At 73.2% G+C, this 15,908-nt stretch carries 12 protein-coding genes and 1 tRNA gene; 9 read left to right on the forward strand and 4 right to left on the reverse strand.

The window, feature by feature from the left end; all coding sequences use genetic code 11:
* Position 1: 1 nt before the first annotated feature.
* Positions 2-2,404 (forward strand): glycoside hydrolase family 65 protein, encoded by a 2,403-nt coding sequence (locus LN037_RS15560; protein ID WP_230754148.1) that lies wholly within the window; start codon positions 2-4, stop codon positions 2,402-2,404.
* Positions 2,405-2,705: 301 nt separating this feature from the next.
* Here the strand turns inward: LN037_RS15560 and LN037_RS15565 are convergent, their stop codons facing one another.
* A complete protein-coding gene (locus LN037_RS15565) occupies positions 2,706-4,172 on the reverse strand; it encodes a serine/threonine-protein kinase (protein WP_230754150.1) in 1,467 nt (488 codons plus the stop codon).
* A gap of 279 nt (positions 4,173-4,451) precedes the next feature.
* Between LN037_RS15565 and LN037_RS15570 the strand changes: the two genes are divergently transcribed.
* Both LN037_RS15570 and LN037_RS15575 read left to right on the forward strand, forming a co-directional pair.
* A complete protein-coding gene (locus LN037_RS15570; RefSeq protein ID WP_230754152.1) occupies positions 4,452-4,958 on the forward strand; it encodes an antitoxin in 507 nt (168 codons plus the stop codon).
* Positions 4,958-5,788, forward strand: coding sequence for a thioesterase family protein (locus tag LN037_RS15575; protein WP_230754154.1), 831 nt, complete (start codon positions 4,958-4,960; stop codon positions 5,786-5,788). The genes LN037_RS15570 and LN037_RS15575 overlap by 1 nt, the downstream gene beginning before the upstream one ends.
* A 7-nt stretch (positions 5,789-5,795) precedes the next feature.
* Here LN037_RS15575 and serS read toward each other — a convergent pair whose 3' ends face one another.
* A complete protein-coding gene (gene serS, locus LN037_RS15580; RefSeq protein WP_230754156.1) occupies positions 5,796-7,097 on the reverse strand; it encodes a serine--tRNA ligase in 1,302 nt (433 codons plus the stop codon).
* Positions 7,098-7,219: 122 nt separating this feature from the next.
* Between serS and rfbB the strand changes: the two genes are divergently transcribed.
* On the forward strand, positions 7,220-8,254 hold the full coding sequence (gene rfbB, locus LN037_RS15585) for a dTDP-glucose 4,6-dehydratase (RefSeq protein WP_230754158.1): 1,035 nt from the start codon (positions 7,220-7,222) through the stop codon (positions 8,252-8,254).
* Between the two features lie 24 nt (positions 8,255-8,278).
* Here the strand turns inward: rfbB and LN037_RS15590 are convergent, their stop codons facing one another.
* The gene (locus LN037_RS15590; RefSeq protein ID WP_230754159.1) at positions 8,279-9,316 is read right to left on the reverse strand and encodes a glycoside hydrolase family 183 protein; all 1,038 of its coding nucleotides are present in this window, start codon (positions 9,314-9,316) and stop codon (positions 8,279-8,281) included.
* Between the two features lie 65 nt (positions 9,317-9,381).
* Positions 9,382-9,464, reverse strand: a tRNA-Leu gene (locus LN037_RS15595).
* A 177-nt stretch (positions 9,465-9,641) separates the two neighbouring features.
* On the opposite strand from LN037_RS15595, the gene LN037_RS15600 reads away from it, so the two are divergent.
* The 5 genes from LN037_RS15600 to LN037_RS15620 all read left to right on the forward strand — a co-directional run bounded on the left by LN037_RS15600 (position 9,642) and on the right by LN037_RS15620 (position 15,904).
* A complete protein-coding gene (locus LN037_RS15600; protein WP_230754161.1) occupies positions 9,642-10,889 on the forward strand; it encodes an FHA domain-containing protein in 1,248 nt (415 codons plus the stop codon).
* Between the two features lie 9 nt (positions 10,890-10,898).
* Positions 10,899-11,378 carry an FHA domain-containing protein FhaB/FipA gene (locus tag LN037_RS15605; protein ID WP_230754163.1) on the forward strand — a complete coding sequence of 160 codons (480 nt, stop codon included), beginning with the start codon at positions 10,899-10,901 and terminating at the stop codon, positions 11,376-11,378.
* 79 nt (positions 11,379-11,457) lie between these two features.
* Complete coding sequence (locus LN037_RS15610; protein WP_230754165.1) at positions 11,458-12,837, forward strand: PP2C family protein-serine/threonine phosphatase; 1,380 nt, start codon at positions 11,458-11,460, stop codon at positions 12,835-12,837.
* A complete protein-coding gene (locus LN037_RS15615) occupies positions 12,837-14,429 on the forward strand; it encodes an FtsW/RodA/SpoVE family cell cycle protein (protein WP_443611898.1) in 1,593 nt (530 codons plus the stop codon). Before LN037_RS15610 ends, LN037_RS15615 begins: the two co-directional genes overlap by 1 nt.
* Positions 14,426-15,904, forward strand: a complete 1,479-nt coding sequence (locus tag LN037_RS15620; RefSeq protein ID WP_230754167.1) for a peptidoglycan D,D-transpeptidase FtsI family protein — start codon at positions 14,426-14,428, stop codon at positions 15,902-15,904. Before LN037_RS15615 ends, LN037_RS15620 begins: the two co-directional genes overlap by 4 nt.
* The last annotated feature ends 4 nt before the right edge of the window (positions 15,905-15,908 follow it).

Below are 15,908 nucleotides of genomic sequence, written 5' to 3' on the forward strand. Positions count from 1 at the left end.
GGTGATCTCGAACGTGTTCACGGTCGACCCCTGGTGCGTGCACGAGCCCGAGCTCGACGTCGACCTCCTCGGCCAGACGGAGTCGCTGTTCGCGCTGGCCAACGGCCACGTCGGGATGCGCGGGAACCTCGACGAGGGCGAGCCGCACCGGATGCCCGGGACGTACCTCAACTCCTTCTTCGAGTCGCGGCCGATGCCGCACGCCGAGGGCGGGTTCGGGTTCCCGGAGGAGAACCAGACGCTGGTCAACGTGCCGAACGGCAAGCTGATCCGGCTGCTGGTCGACGACGAGCCGCTCGACGTCCGCTACGGGCAGGTCCACGACCACCAGCGCACGCTCGACATGCGCAGCGGCATCCTCACCCGGCACGTCGAGTGGACCTCGCCGAACGGGCAGCGCGTCGACGTCACCTCGCAGCGGCTGGTCAGCTTCTCGCAGCGGGCGGTCGCGGCGATCTCCTACGAGGTCTCCATCCCGGAGGACTCCGGCAGCGACGCCCTGCTGGTCGTCCAGTCCGAGCTGTTCGCCAACGAGCAGATGCCCGAGATCACCGGCGACCCCCGCGTCGCCGCCGCGCTGACCAAGCCGCTCGCGCCGGAGCACAACTCGCACTCCACCTACGGCGCGCGGATGACCCACCAGACCAAGCGCTCGGAGCTGCGCGTCGGCGCCGCGATGGAGCACCAGGTCTTCGGGCCCGACGACGTGCAGGTGGAGAGCTCCTGCTCGAAGAACGTCGGGCGCACCACCGTGATCTGCCGCCTCAAGCCCGGGCAGTCGCTGCGCATCGTCAAGTACCTGGCCTACGGCTGGTCGAGCACCCGCTCCCAGCCCGCGATCGTCGACCAGGTCGAGGCCGCGCTCGACGCGTCGCTCTACACCGGCTGGGACGGCCTGGTCAGCGCGCAGCGGGAGTACCTGGACGCGTTCTGGGCGCGCGCCGACATCGAGATCGACGGCGACCCCCGCCTCCAGCAGGCCATCCGCTTCTCGCTCTTCCACGTGCTGCAGGCCGGGGCCCGCGCGGAGAAGCGGGCGATCGGCGCCAAGGGCCTCACCGGCCAGGGCTACGACGGCCACAGCTTCTGGGACTGCGAGACCTTCGTGCTCCCGGTCTTCATGCACACCAACCCGCGGGTCGCGGCGGACGCGCTGCGCTGGCGGCACTCCACCCTCGACATCGCGACCGCCCACGCCGCCACCCTCGGGCTCGAGGGCGCCGCGTTCGCCTGGCGCACGATCCGGGGCGAGGAGTGCTCGGGCTACTGGCCCGCCGGCACCGCCGCGTTCCACGTGAACGCGGACATCGCCGACGCCGTGCTGCGCTACGTCTCGGCGACCGCCGACACCGACTTCGAGCGGGAGATCGGCGTCGACCTGCTCGTCGCCACCGCCCGGCTCTGGCGCTCGCTCGGCCACCACGACTCGGCGTCGAACTTCCGGATCGACGGCGTCACCGGGCCCGACGAGTACTCCTCGATCGCGGACAACAACGTCTACACGAACCTCATGGCGCAGCGGAACCTGCGCGGCGCCGCCGACGTGTGCGTCCGCCACCCCCGCGAGGCCGAGCGGCTCGGCGTGCACAGCGAGGAGATCGCGAGCTGGCGGTCCGCCGCGTCCGCCATGGTCATCCCGTTCGACGAGAAGCTCGGCGTGCACCAGCAGGCCGAGGGCTTCACCTCGCACGCGTTCTGGAACTTCGAGAACACGCCCGAGGAGAACTACCCGCTGCTGCTGAACTACCCGTACTTCGACCTGTACCGCAAGCAGGTCGTCAAGCAGCCCGACCTCGTGCTCGCCATGGTCCAGTGCCCCGACGCCTTCACGCCGGAGCAGAAGGTCGCCAACTTCGCCTACTACGAGCGCATCACCGTCCGCGACTCGTCGCTCTCGCCGGGCACGCTCGCGGTGATGGCCGCCGAGACCGGTCACCTCGACCTGGCCTACGACTACCTGTGCGAGTCGGTCCAGATGGACCTCGCCGACCTGGAGAACAACGTCCGCGACGGCATCCACCTCGCGGCCACCGCCAGCTCCTGGACCGCGATCATCCAGGGCCTCGGCGGCATGCGCTCGCACAACGGGACGCTGACCTTCGCCCCGCGTCTGCCCTCCGCGGTGTCCGGGCTGCGCTTCCGGGTGCTCTGGCGGGGCCGCTCGCTGCACGTCGAGATCGGCCACGGGCAGGCGACGTACACCCTCGAGGCGCCCGCGAACGGTCACGCGCCCGCCGGGATGTCGGCGACCTCCTCCGAGCCCGTCGACCTCCGCCACCACGACGAGGACTTCACCCTCGCCGTCGACGAGCCCGTCACCCTCGACGTCCCGCCGGTCCCGCAGACCGGTCTCGTCGAGCAGCCGGCCGGGCGTGCGCCGCTCTTCCGGCGGATGCACCAGTAGGCCCGGCCCGACGGCGGGCCGGGGCGGGGCGGCCAGTCACCCGCCCAAGATCTCGTCGAGCCGCGCGATGTGGTCGCTGAGCGATCACATCGCTCCGCTCGTCCAGATCTTGGGGCTGGCCGGACCAGCTGCCGACCGCGAACGCAGCCCTTCGCGTCTGGCGCAGGCACCAGGCGCCCCGTCCCGGCGGCGGGCCGGGGCGGAGCGGCCAGTCACCCGCCCAAGATCTCATCGAGCCGCGCGATGTGGTCGCTGAGCGATCACATCGCTCCGCTCGTCCAGATCTTGGGGTTAAGGCGGATCAGCCGCCGGTCGCGTCCTGACCGCGTTCGGCGCCGCTCTGCCTCTGGAGGAGACCGGCCGGACCGTTCGGGTCGACGGAGCTCGAGGGCGCGACGGTCGACGGCGCCTCGGTCGTCGTCACCGGCGGCGGGACGACGGTCGTCGTCACCGGCGGGGGAGCGACCGTGGTCGTCGGCGGCACCGTCGTGGTGGTGCGGCGACGGGTGGTCGTCTCCTCCTGCGTGGTGGTCGTCGTGGTGGTCTCCACCGGCGCCGGGATCGACGTCGGGGCCGGGGCGGGTACCTCGGTGGAGCCGCTGTTGACCAGCAGGTACGTGCCCACGCCCGCCGCGACGAGCAGCACCGCGACGATCGCCGCGATCAGCGGAGCCTTCCCACCGCGCCGCTGCTCCTCGGGCGCGTAGGGGCCGCCGGTCATGGTGCCCGGGCCGACGACGGCGGTGCGGCCGTCCGCGCCGGGGTAGCCGTAGGGCGGGTAGCCGCCGGGCGGGGTGCCGACGCGCTGGGTGGCGCCGTACGGGTCGTACCCGGGGGGCGCGCCCTGGTTCATGGCGTACGTGGCGCCGGTCCCGGGCGGGGCCATGGGCGGGCCCATCGCGTAGGTGGCGCCGGTCGTCGGGGACGGCGCGAGCACCGTCTCCGCGTCCATGCCGACCTCGCGGGAGATCGTGCGCAGCTCGCCGACCACCTGCTCCGTGGTGGGCCGCTCGGCGGGCTCGTCCCGCGTCATCGCCACCAGCAGGCCGTACAGGGCGGGCGGCAGGTCGGTGGGCACGTCCGGCGGGCGGTGCAGCCGGGCCACGGCCGCCTCGAGTGCGTTGCCGGGGTACTCGCGGCGCGCCGTGATGCACTCGAGCAGCACCAGGCCGAGCGCGTAGACGTCGGAGGCCGGCCCGACCGGCTGGCCGCGGACCTGCTCGGGCGAGAGGTACGACGCGGTGCCGATCACCATGCCGGTGGCGGTGATGTTGGTGGCGTCCGCGAGGACGGCGATGCCGAAGTCCGACAGGTGCGGCCGACCCTCGGTGTCGAGCAGCACGTTGCCGGGCTTGATGTCCCGGTGCACGACGCCGTGGCGGTGCACGTAGGTGAGCGCGTCGCCGAGCGCGGCCCCCAGCGCGACGACGTCGCCGGGACGCAGCGGACCGGTGCGGATCCGGTCGGCGAGCGACTCGCCCTCGATGAGCTGCATGACGAAGTACGCGCGGCTGCCCTCGGCGCCGACGTCGTAGATCGTCACGAGGCCGGGGTGGTTCATCCCGGCGAGCGTCTGGACCTCGCGCTGCCGGCGGGACTCGTCGGCCTCCCCGACGCCGGCCGGGAACAGCTTCACGGCGACGTCGCGGCCGAGCAGCTCGTCGCGGGCGCGGTAGACCTCCGCAGCACCGCCGCGACCGATGAGGTCGCCGAGGGTGTACCGGCCCGCACCCACGGTGGACGGGGGTCCCGCCTCCGTCGAACTCACCGCCCGCGTGCCTCCTCGTCGTCACCGCCGACCGGGTCGTGGGCCCGGCTCCGAGCGCGTCCGGGCACGAGGGTGTGCCGGACGCCCGGGGTCCCATGGTGCCGTGTCCGTCCACGGGCGGTGTCGGCACCCCGTCACTCGGGCCCCTCGCGACCCGGTGATGACCAGCGCGTGACCGGATCGTGACCGAACGTTCCCGTCGGTCCTCCTCGCTAGACTCGACGCCCGGGTCGCCGGCACGTCCGGAGCCGGTGACCGCCCGAACGGATGGGGATCCCCATGGACCGCGACGAGCTGGCCCGCCAGGGCAAGCAGATGGCGTCCGACCTGCGCGACACCGTGAGCGCCAAGGTGTCCGAGAACCAGGACACGATCACGGGCGTGCTGGGCAAGGCCGCCCGCTGGGTCGACGAGAAGACCGGCGGCAAGTACACCGACCAGATCGGGAAGGCCCAGGCGAAGGTCGACGAGGGCGTCGGCTGGGTCGCGAACCAGGGGTCGACCCCCGGCAGCCCCGCCGCCACCGGGCAGCCGACCGCACCCGGCGCCGCCGCGGGCGACCCGGCGCCCGGCGGCGCGCCCACGCCGCCCCCGCCCGCCTCCGCACCGCCGGCCGGGCCCGACGGCTTCGCCGCGCCGGGCGCCCCGCAGGACCCGACCGCGCCGCAGGCCCCCCGTCCGGGCGACGCCCCGACGCAGGACCTCGGGACCGCCACGCCGCCGCACGGCACGCGGCCGACCCACACGGCTCCCGACCCCGACGCCCCGCGTCCCCCGCAGGTCTGATGCTCGACCTCGCGAAGGCGGTCGCCTCCTCGCCGACCGGGGAGGCGGGCCGCCGCACGCTCGTCCTCGACGAGCAGTGGGGCATCGGCCCCAAGCTGCACGGCGGCTACCTGCTGGCCGTGCTCGCCCAGGCCGCGGTCGACGAGCTGTCCCCCGAGAGCGCGGGGCCGACCGACCGGCACGCCTTCCCGCAGGCCGTCACCGGCACCTTCCTGCGCGCGCCGGACCCCGGTCCGGCCGACGTCGAGGTCACCGTGCTCCGGCGCGGTCGCGGCGCGACCCAGGTGCGGGTGCTCCTGCGACAGGACGACCGGCCCTGCGTCGAGGCGGCCATGGTGCTCGGCGTCACCCCCGACCCCGCGGGGCGCGAGGGCGACGTCTCCCCCGCGCCGATCGCCGTCACGCCGTTCGACGCGTGCGAGCGCCGCCCCGAGACCACCGAGGACGGCCGCGGCGGGCTCCCGATCATGCGCGTGGTCGACACCCGCCTCGACCCCGCGTGCACGGGCTTCCTCGAGGGACGTCCGACGGGCGAGGGCCGACTCACCGGGTGGGCCGAGCTCGACACCCGCGAGCCCTGGTCCCCGGTCGGCCTGCTCGTGGCGCTGGACATCCTGCCGCCGGCCTGCTTCGACCTCGGCCTCTACGGCTGGTCGCCGACGATGTCGCTCACCGCGCACGTGCACGCCGTGCCGGCGCCCGGCCCGCTGCGGGTCACGCAGTGGCTCGACCACCTCGCGGGCGACCGGATGCACGAGCGGTGCGAGGTCTGGGACACCACCGACCGGCTGGTCGGGCAGGCGTCCCAGCTCGCGGCGGTCCGCCGCTGAGTCCGCCCTACTCCGTGGTGCCGTCGGCGAGGATCCGGCGGAACCCGGTGTAGGGGTGCAGGACCTCGGGGATCGTCACCGACCCGTCCTCGGCCTGGAACTGCTCGAGCACGGCGGCGAGCGCCCGGCCGATCGGCAGCCCCGACCCGTTGAGGGTCGCGACCTGGGCGCGGCCGCCCTGCGCGTCCTTCGCCCGGATCGCGGCCCGCCGCGACTGGAACGTGCCGCAGTCCGAGCAGGACGAGATCTCGCGGAAGGTCCCCTGGCTCGGCAGCCAGACCTCGAGGTCGTAGGTCGTGCGGGCGGCGAAGCCCATGTCGCCCGCCGCGAGGCGCACCACGCGGTAGGCCAGCCCGAGCGCCTGCAGGCAGTTCTCGGCGTGCGAGACCATCAGCTCGAGCTCGGTGCCCGACTCCTCCTCGCGGCAGAAGCGCACCATCTCGACCTTGGAGAACTGGTGCAGCCGCAGCAGCCCGCGGGTGTCCCGGCCGTAGCTGCCCGCCTCCGACCGGAAGCACGGGGTGTGCGCGGTGTAGGCCAGCGGCAGCGCGTCCGCGTCGAGCATCTCGTCGGCGTGGAGGTTGGTGAGCGAGACCTCCGCCGTCGGGATGAGGTAGAGGCTCCGGTCCGTGGTCCCCGTCCGGAAGAGGTCCTCCTCGAACTTGGGGAGCTGGCCCGTGCCGGTCATCGTCTCGCGCGTGACGAGGTAGGGCACCGAGAACTCGGTGTAGCCGTGGCGCGCCGTGTGCATCGTCAGGAAGAAAGTGGCGAGCGCGCGCTCGAGGACCGCCCCCGGCCCGCGGGCGACGCTGAACCGCGCGCCGGCGAGCTTGGCGGCACGACCGAAGTCGAGGATGCCCATCGCCTCGCCGAGGTCGACGTGGTCGCGCACCTCGAACCCGAACTCCGGCGGGGTGCCCCAGCGGCGCACCTCGACGGCGTCGGCGTCCGAGTCGCCGTCCGGCGTCTCGTCGTCGGGGAGGTTCGGGATCGCGAGCAGGACCTCGCGCAGCGCCTCCTCGGCCGCCTCGGTCTCCACCTCGGCGGCCCGGATCTCCTCCTTGATCTCCCGGGCGCGGGTCTTGAGCTTCTCGACCTCCTCGCCCTGGCCCTTCGTCTCGCGGGCCACGCGGCCGACCTCGGCGGCGACGCGCTTGGACTCGGCGCGGAGGTCGTCGGCGCGCGAGATCGAGGAGTTGCGGCGTGCGGACATCGCCTCGAGGCCCGCGAGGTCCAGCGTGTACCCGCGCCGCGCGAGGCGGCGGACCGCCTCGTCGCCGAGCTCGATCAACGTCCGTGCGTCGTGCATGCCGTCCTCGGGGGTCGTCCGCAGTGGTCGTGGGAGTCCAGGGTGCCGCACCGGCCCGACCGGGCGTGCGGCGCGGTCCGTTAGGTTCGGGGCGCCCGAAGTGCCGACCGCAGGAGTTCCGAGTGTCCACCGTCCTCGTCACCGGTGCAGCCGGTTTCATCGGGTCGAACTTCGTCCGCTACTGGCGCGCCGTGCACCCCGGCGACCGGATCGTCGCCCTCGACGCCCTGACCTACGCCGGGGTGCGGGAGTCGCTGAACGGCCCGGACGGCGAGCTGCTCGACGGCGTGGAGTTCGTCCACGGCTCGATCGGCAACACCGACCTGGTCGCGCACCTGCTGCGCGCCCACTCCGTGGACGTGGTCGTGAACTTCGCCGCCGAGTCGCACAACTCGCTGGCGATCCTGCGCCCCGGCGACTTCTTCGCCACCAACGTCACCGGCACCCAGGGCCTGCTCGAGGCCGTCCGCCGGGTCGGGGTGTCCCGGTTCCACCACATCTCGACCTGCGAGGTCTACGGCGACCTCTCCCTCGACGCCGACGAGGCCTTCACCGAGGACTCGCCCTACCTGCCCCGCACCCCGTACAACGCCGCCAAGGCCGGCGGCGACCACGTGGTCCGCTCCTACGGGCTGACCTACGACGTCCCGGTCACCATCACCAACTGCTCGAACAACTACGGGCCCTTCCAGTTCCCCGAGAAGGTCATCCCGCTGTTCACGACGCGGGCCCTGGCCGGCGAGCCGCTGCCGCTCTACGCGAGCACGAAGAACCGTCGCGAGTGGCTGCACGTCTCCGACCACGCCACCGCCATCGACCGCGTCATCCACCACGGCCGCGTCGGGGAGACCTACAACGTCGGCTCCGGCACCGAGGTCGACATCGAGGGCATCGCCGACACCGTGCTCGGCGCCCTCGGCCTCGGCCCGGAACTCAAGACGATCGTCCCGGACCGGCCCAGCCACGACCGGCGCTACCTGCTCGACTCCACCAAGCTGCGCACCGAGCTCGGCTGGGCCCCGGCCGTGGAGTGGACCGACGGGATCGCCGACACCGTCGCCTGGTACCGCGCCAACGAGGCCTGGTGGCGGCCCCTGCTCGGCCGCTCCCCCGTCATCGAGGGCGCCGGCGCCGACTGGAGCGGCACCGGTCGCTAGCTCGGCCCACGGTCGGGAGCACCACTAGGAGCGCGGCACGAGCTCCGACAGGTCCGTGCGGAACTGCATCGCCTTGTACGGCCAGTTGGTGTCGGTCTTCCACTGGCTGACGACGAGGTGCAGGTTCTCCAGCGTCGACCCCGGCACCGTGTAGCCGCCGTAGAGCTGCGCGACGCGGCCGCCCGCGTGGTCCTCGTCGCCCCACCCGGCGCCGGCGACGACCGTGGCGCGCGGGGCGGTGTGCAGGTTCGCGGTCGGGTGGTCGAGCAGCAGCGCGTCGATCCGGTAGTTCCCGGCGTCGAAGACGACGAGCAGCCACCACTCGCGCCCGGACGCGTCGGGGACGCGGCGCAGGGACATCTCGCCGAACGCGCCGGGCAGCACCTCGGTCGGCGGGCGCCCCCAGTCCCAGCCGGTGCCGTCGAAGCCCCAGCCCTCCCAGGCCGCGGGGTCGTCCACGCGGTCGACGGGGACGCGGTGCAGGAGCAGCCCGTGCGCCCGCTGGAAGCTCGTCGTGAAGGCGTAGACCCAGGTGCCGTCGGTCTCCCAGGTGAGCATCTGGAACAGGCCGCCCTGGTGGTCGCCCGGCCAGCGGACGTCGGCGGGCTCCCAGGTGACGCCGGAGTCACGGGAGCGGTGCAGCTCGGTGGCCCGCGGGTGCCCGAGTTCGCGGCAGGCCATCACGTGCAGCCAGACGTCGTCCCCGAGCGTGATCATGTCCGTCGGCAGCACGGTGGAGATCCGGCGCAGCGACAGCATCGAGGTCCCCATCCGCCGCAGGCCCTTGTGCCGGTAGCCGACGACCTGCCGGGCGTACCCGTCCTCCCCGGCGCAGCCGGTCCAGGCCAGGCCCGTGTCCACCGACGCCGGGTCGGCGAAGAGCACCACCGGGGACCGCCAGCCCGGGCCGCCGACGCCGGCGATCTCGAACGTGTCGCCGAACACCGAGACGAGACGACCGTCCGGCGCGCGGACCGTGGCTCCGAGGTCGGTCCCGCCGACGCCGAAGCGGTCGGTGATGCCGGGACCGGTGAGATCGCAGATCTTGTGCGCGAGCGGCATGGGTCCAACCCTGCCAGGCGCGGTGATCACGCAACGACCGGAGAGCGGTCGGGAGAGAGAGTGTGTGGGCGAGGGGGGAGTTGAACCCCCACATCCTTCCGGATACACGGACCTGAACCGTGCGCGTCTGCCATTCCGCCACTCGCCCGGAGTGGTGCCGATCGGTGATCGACGTGGGGAACCCTAGCACCCCCGCCGAACCCCACCCCGAAGGAGGTCAACGGAGGCCGTTGCCCGACCGATACCATCGAGGTGCCCCGCGCGGTGTGGCGACACTCCGGCGGGGCGACGAGGTCGGACGAGCGAGCCGGAGGAGGGATCGCGGGTGGGGCGCGCACAGCGCTTCGAGCGCAAGCTCGAGGGTCTGGTGGGTGACACCTTCGCGCGGGTCTTCGGCGGCAAGGTCGTTCCCCAGGAGATCGCACAGGCCCTCCGCCGGGAGGCGGAGGACAACGTGCGAGTCTTGGCCGGTGGGCGCCAACTGGCGCCCAATCACTACACGGTGGCGCTCAGCCCGGCCGACCACGACCGGTTGGCCGGGGACGAAGAGACCATCACCCACTCGCTGATCGACTGCGTGGAAGAGCACCTCACAGAGGGCGGGTGGGAGACATACGGTGAGGTCGTAGTCTCTCTGGAGCGTTCCGACGCGCTGCACACGGGACAGTTCCGCACCAAGTCGTCCGTTGACCCCGACGCGTCGCGGCAGCGGACCGCGAGCCCCCGATCCGCAGGAGAGCACCCCATGAGCCAGGCACCCGGTCGGTACCCGGAGGAGCAGGACCAGCGCGGCTACGGCCAGCAGGGTCACCCGCAGCAGCAGCAGGGCTACGGGCAGGACCCGTACGGCCAGCAGCAGGGCTACCCGCAGCAGGGCTACGGGCAGGACCCGTACGGCCAGCAGCAGGGCTACCCGCAGCAGGGCTACCCGCAGCAGGGCTACGGGCAGGACCCGTACGGCCAGCAGCAGCAGGGCTACCCGCAGCAGGGCTACGACCAGTACGGCCAGCAGCAGGGGTACGACCCGTACGGCCAGCAGCAGGGCTACGGCCAGCCCCAGGGCTACGACCCCTACGGGCAGCAGCAGGGCTACGGCCAGCAGCAGGGGTACGACCCCTACGGCCAGCAGCAGGGCTACGGCCAGCCCCAGGGCTACGCCGGCCAGCCGGGCTACGACCAGTACGGCGGCCAGTACGGCCAGCAGGGCTACGACCCCTACGGCCAGCAGCAGGGCGGCTACGACCAGTACGGCCAGCAGGGCTACGGCGGCGTCCAGACCCGCCAGATGACCGCGACGCTGACGCTGGACGACGGCTCGAACCGCAGCTACCAGCTCGTGCAGGGCGCGAACGTCATCGGCCGCGGCCAGGACGCGCAGTTCCGGCTCGCCGACACCGGCGTCTCCCGCCGCCACCTCGAGATCAGCTGGGACGGCCAGCAGGCCACCCTGTCCGACCTCGGGTCCACCAACGGGACCACGGTGAACGGCACCCCGGTGCAGACCTGGCAGCTCGCCGACGGCGACACCATCCGGGTCGGCCACTCGGCGCTGCTGTTCCGCGCGCAGGGCTGATCGCGCCTCGTGCCCGAACTCGTCCTCCAGCTCACCCGGGCGGCGTTCCTCGCGCTGCTCTGGCTGTTCGTCTTCGCCGCGCTACGGGTCGTGCGTTCGGACCTGTACGCCGCGTCGGGGCTACGGGCCGCGGTGCCAGGTCGACGCCCCTCCAAGGGAGGGGCGACGAAACCGGGCCGTGGTGGGGGCCGTTCCTCGGGTCCGAAGGCGCTCATCGTGACGGCGGGTGCGCTCGCCGGCACGCGGATCGCGCTCGACGGCCGGCCGATCATGCTCGGCCGCGCCGACGACTCGACCCTCGTGCTCGACGACGACTACGCGTCGACCCGTCACGCCCGCATCTCGCAGTCCGGGGACGACTGGTACGTCGAGGACCTCGGGTCCACCAACGGGACCTACCTCGACCGCAACAAGGTCTCCGGACCGACCAAGGTGCCCCCGGGCACGCCGATCCGCATCGGCAAGACCGTGATCGAGCTCCGCACATGACCTCCACCGACGCCGCCGTCCCCGCCGCGCCCCCCACCCGGGTGCGGGCGCTCCGTGCCCCTGAGTGCAGGATCGTCCCGTGACCCTGGTGCTGCGCTACTCCGCCCGCAGCGACCGGGGCCTGGTCCGCCAGAACAACCAGGACTCGGTCTACGCGGGCCCGCGCCTGCTCGCTCTCGCGGACGGCATGGGCGGCCACGCCGCCGGCGAGGTGGCCTCGAAGCTGGTCATCGCCGCCCTCGTGCCGCTCGACGACGACGAGCCGGGCGACGACCTGCTCGGTGAGCTCGCCGAGGCGACCGCCCAGGGCAACGACGCGATCACGGAGCTCGTGAACGAGGAGCCCGACCTCGACGGCATGGGCACCACGCTCACCGCCGTCCTGTTCGCCGGCAGCCGCCTCGGGATGGTCCACGTCGGCGACTCCCGCGCGTACCTGTTCCGCGACGGCGTCCTCACGCAGATCACGCGGGACGACACCTTCGTGCAGTCCCTGATCGACGAGGGCCGGATCACCGAGGACGAGGCCGCGAGCCATCCGCAGCGCTCGCTGCTGCTGCGCGCCCTCACCGGGCACGACGTCGAGCCGTCGCTGACGGTGCGCGAGGCGCGCGCGGGCGACCGCTACCTGCTCTGCTCCGACGGCCTCTCCGGCGTCGTCAGCGCCGAGACCATCGCGGACGCGCTGACGATCGCCGACCCCCAGAGCTGTGCCGATCGGCTGATCGAGCTCGCCCTCAAGGGCGGCGGGCCGGACAACGTCACGTGCATCGTCGCGGACGTCGTCGACGTCGACTACGGCGAGCACGAGCCGATCTACGGGGGCGCCGCCGGCGACGGCCGCGCCGACCCGCCGCCGGCCGACTCCGCCGCCGCGCGGGCCTCGGCCGCGACGCTGACCCGCGCCGAGCCGTCGTCGCGACCGGACCCGCTCGCCTCGCGCGCCGAGTCCGCCCGCGCCCACGCCCGTCCCCGGCGCGGTCGCCTCGCCGTGGTGCTCGCCGTGGTCGGCGTGCTCGTGCTCGCCGGGCTGGGGCTACTCGTCACCCGCCTCTGGATCGCCCAGCAGTACTACGTCGGCGTGTCCGGCGACCAGGTCGTGATCTACCAGGGCGTCCGCGGTGACGCCCTCGGCGTGCGCCTGCAGGACGTCGCCGAGCAGACCGGCATCAGGGTCTCCGACCTGACCCAGGTCGGCCGGACCTCGGTGCAGGGCGACTCGCTGCCCACCTCCGACCTCGACGCCGCCCACCGGACGGTGGAGCGGCTGCGCACCGACGAGCTCCTGCCCGAGTGCCAGCCGCCGGCGCCGATCGTGCCGACGCAGCCGGGCCAGCCCGGCCAGCCCGCCGCACCGACCCAGCCCGGTCAGACGGCGGCGCCCGGTGCCCCGGTCACCGCGGCCGCTCCGACCCAGTCCCCGCAGGTCCCGGGACGCGACTGCCGCGCGGTGCAGTAATGGCGCGCCCCGCCCAGGCCGCGTCCCGAGCCGGTCGGACCGGCGGGCCCGGCGTCGCTCCCGCCGAGATGCCCGCGGACCGCACCGCGCTCCGACCGGCCGTCGCCGCCGCCGTCTCCACCCGCCGCGGGATCGAGCTGCTGCTGCTCGCGTTCGCGGCCGTCCTCACCACCGGTGCGCTGGTGCTCGTCGAGGCCAACCAGAACCAGCAGCTGACGCTGCAGCTGCTCTACCTGGGGCTGGCCTACCTCGCGCTGTTCTCGGCCGCGCACGTGGCCGTCCGCCGGTTCGCGCCCTACGCGGACCCGGTGATCCTGCCCTGCGCGGCCCTGCTCAACGGGCTCGGCCTGGTGATGATCCACCGGATCGACCTGGCCCTGGCGCTGCGGGCGTCGCTGCAGGGCAACCCGGCCCCGGACGCCAACGCGCTCCGGCAGATCGCCTGGGTGGCGCTGGGCCTCACCCTGTTCGTGATCGTGCTCTGGCGGGTCCGCGACCACCGCACCCTGGCCCGCTACGGCTACACGGCGGGCTTCATCGGGCTCGTGCTCCTCGCCCTGCCCGCCGTGCTGCCCTCGGCGCTCTCCGAGGTCAACGGCGCGAAGATCTGGATTCGCGTCGGCGGCGTCGGCATCCAGCCGGGCGAGTTCGCCAAGATCCTCCTGACGGTCTTCTTCGCGTCCTTCCTGGTCGCGAAGCGGGACCTGTTCACGACGGCGGGCAAGCACGTCCTGGGCATGACCTTCCCGCGGCCGCGGGACCTCGCCCCGCTGCTCATCGCCTGGGTCGTCGCCATGGGCGTGCTCGTCTTCGAGTCCGACCTCGGTACCTCGCTGATGTTCTTCGGGATCGTCCTCGCGATGATCTACGTGGCCACCGAGCGGTCGTCGTGGGTCGTCATCGGCCTCGTCATCTTCGGCGCGGGCGCCTTCGCGGCGTGGACCTTCGTCGACCGCGTGCAGACCCGCGTCGCGGCCTGGCTCGACCCGCTCTCCGACCCCACGGGCGCCACCTACCAGGTCAGCCAGGGCCTGTTCGGCATGGCGACCGGCGGCATGCTCGGGACGGGCCTCGGCGCGGGACGCCCCGAGCTCGTGCCGCTCTCGAGCACCGACTTCATCTTCACCTCGATGGGCGAGGAGATCGGCCTCATCGGGCTGATGGCCCTGCTGCTGCTCTACTGCCTCATCGCCACCCGGGCGCTGCGCACCGCGCTCGCCGTCCGGGACACGTTCGGCAAGCTCCTCGCCGCCGGCCTCGGCTTCACCGTCGCGATCCAGGTGTTCGTCGTCGCGGGCGGGGTGATCGGGCTGATCCCCAACACGGGTCAGGCCGCGCCGTTCATGTCCTACGGCGGCTCGTCACTGGTGGCGAACTACGTGCTCGTGGCCCTGGTGCTGCGCGTCTCCGACGCCGCCCGCCGGCCGGCCGCCGAGAAGGGGCGGTCCGAGCCGGGCGCCGCACCCACCCCACCCCGGACCCCGCTCGCGGAGGCTCACACCGAGATGGTGTCCCGCAGTGAGGCGGCGACGCCGCCGCACGGCAACCCCGTCGCCCCGGCGACGCCACCGAGAGGGAGGGCCCGCGAGTGAACACCCCGCTGCGTCGGGTCTCCCTCGTGGTCATGGGCCTGATCGTGCTGCTGCTCGGTCAGGCCACGTGGGTCCAGGTGGTCAAGGCCGACGAGTACAAGGCGAACCCGTACAACCAACGCGTCCTGCTCGACGAGTACAACCGGCAGCGGGGCCAGATCTCCGCGGGCGGCGAGGTGCTCGCCTCGAGCGTCGCGACCGACGACCGGTTCAAGTACCTGCGGCAGTACTCCAACGGGCCGATGTACTCGCCCGTCACCGGCTACTACTCGCAGATCTACGGCACGACCGGCATCGAGCGCTCGATGGACTCGGTGCTCAACGGCTCGGACGACCGCCTGTTCGTCCGCCGCATCTCCGACGTCGTGACCGGGCGCGCGCCGGCCGGCGGCAACGTCGCGCTGACGATCGACCCGAAGGTCCAGCGGGCCGCGTACCAGGCGATGGTGTCGCGGGGCTACGAGGGCTCGGTGGTCGCCATCCGGCCGCAGACCGGCGAGATCCTCGCGCTGGTCTCCACGCCCTCCTACGACCCGAACCCGCTCGCGAGCCACGACGGGCAGACCCAGCGGGACGCGTGGCAGGCGCTGAACCCGACCAGCGGGGACTCGCCGCTGGTCAACCGGGCGATCTCGGAGACCTATCCCCCCGGCTCGACGTTCAAGCTGGTCACCACCGCGACGGCGCTCGAGGCCAACATGATCACGCCGCAGACGCCGGTCACGGCGGAGCCGCGGATCACGCTGCCGGACAGCGTCACGACGCTGGAGAACTACGACGGCGAGCGCTGCGGCCCGGGGCCGACGGTGCCGTTCTCCACCGCGTTCACGAAGTCCTGCAACGGCCCGTTCGCCCAGCTCGCCGACCAGGTCGGCGCCGACCGGCTGCGGGCGCAGGCCACGGCGTTCGGCATGGAGAACCCGAACCTGACGATCCCGATGCCGGTCGCCGAGTCCTCGGTCGGCGACCTCGCGGACGGCGCCTCGCTCGCGCAGTCGGGCATCGGACAGCGCGACGTGCGGCTCACCCCGCTGCAGAACGCGATGATCACCGCGACCATCGCGAACGGCGGCATCCCGATGCAGCCGCACCTGGTCAGCCAGATCCAGGGCCAGGACCTCTCGGTCGTCGACACCACCGAGCCCGACCGGCTGTCCCGGGCCGTCTCCGGCGGGACCGCCTCCACGCTCACGCAGCTGATGATCGGCTCGGAGAACGGCGGGACCAGCGGCGGCAAGATCCCCGGCATCCAGCTCGCCTCGAAGACCGGGACCGCGGAGTGGGGCTCGGCCCCCAAGACCAACCCGCCGCACACCTGGTACGACGTGTTCGGCCCGGTGCCCGACCCCCAGGTGGCGGTCTCGGTGATCGTCGAGAAGGGCGGCAACCGCGGCGACGACGCCACCGGTTCCTCGGTGGCCGGCCCGATCGGCCGCGCGGTCGTCGCGGCCGCCCTGCAGCAGGGAGGGAGGTAGCACC

This window comes from Actinomycetospora soli, from assembly GCF_021026295.1.
Lineage (GTDB): Bacteria > Actinomycetota > Actinomycetes > Mycobacteriales > Pseudonocardiaceae > Actinomycetospora > Actinomycetospora soli.